Annotated in this window: 1 protein-coding gene; it reads right to left on the reverse strand. The window is 60.0% G+C overall.

Going from position 1 to position 1,089, the window contains the following annotated elements; all coding sequences use genetic code 11:
• Nucleotides 1-61: 61 nt before the first annotated feature.
• Nucleotides 62-1,089, reverse strand: a 1,028-nt coding sequence (locus F7R19_RS29540; protein WP_150982967.1) for a DUF2345 domain-containing protein, incomplete at its 5' end; no start/stop codon positions are given.

Raw genomic sequence — 1,089 nt, forward strand, 5'->3', positions numbered from 1 at the left:
TTTGAACACTACAATGAGCGCCACCCGCACAAAGCCCTGAAATATCGCTCACCGCGCGAGTTCAGACGGACTGCAGTGTCATCAACCTAGCGGTGTCTGCGTGTCCTGAGGTATAGGGGCAACTCCAGGAGATCCGCAGGCGAAGCCCTTCAGCGAACAGGCTTCTCTGTAATCCGGTCCGCCCTTCGAAGTCCGTCACACCTTCAATTACGCTACCGTCATCGCGAATGACCTTGAATCTGCGATTGGCGACAGGTGCGCCGTCGAATGAGCGGCGGAGAACAAACTGCTCATCGAAATCCGCGTGCTTCCACGTGTTCATTTCTTGCGCGAGCGAACTGGGTCCTTGCCGGCTGAATGCCGCCGACTTGATGGTCCGGTCGCCGCGTGTCCCGTCTTCGATCCCGGTTGACGACATTCGCAGATACGAGCCGCCACACTTGAGAAGCAGTTCGTCCTTCGCCTCGATGACGACGCGACCATTTGCACTGGTAATCGTCACGTGCTTATCCGCGACAAGACGCATTTCGTCGCTCTGCGCCTGAAGTTCTACCTTGCCCCGCGCGGCCAATAACTTGATGCCAAGCTTCTGCGCAAAGATGGAGACCAACTCGCCCGCGGCCAGCGTGAAGCGTTTTGCGATGCTGAAATCCCCGTGTCCGCCCGCCGTGGCAATCAGGTTCTCGGCGGCGGTGCACTGCAGATCCGTTCTCGAAGCCAGCGCCATGCCTGCGGGCGCGCTGATCAGAATGCCCGCCTTCTTTAGTTGCGACAGGGATTCGTTAAGCAGCGCCTTCTGCCGATCGTAATCAGCGGTCACGGCCTCGGCTGCCTTGGCCGCGGCGGCCAAAGCTTCGGTCTGCTGCAGTGCCTGCTGAAGAAGACCTTGGACAGACGCCATCTCAAGCTGCTGCCCGTTCGCGTTCGGCTGGTCATCCGCCGAGATGAGCATCCCCCTGCCCGCCCGCAAAGCCCCCCACCCCGACGTCCGCAACTCAAAACCTTCCCCACGCTTCTGGCGCTTGTGATCGACCAGATAGCCCATGTTGAGCTGCGTCTTGCCACCGTAGTCGGTGGACAGCTTGACGC

Origin of the sequence: Cupriavidus pauculus (assembly GCF_008801835.1) — a bacterium.
In the GTDB taxonomy this organism is placed as follows: Bacteria; Pseudomonadota; Gammaproteobacteria; order Burkholderiales; family Burkholderiaceae; genus Cupriavidus; species Cupriavidus pauculus.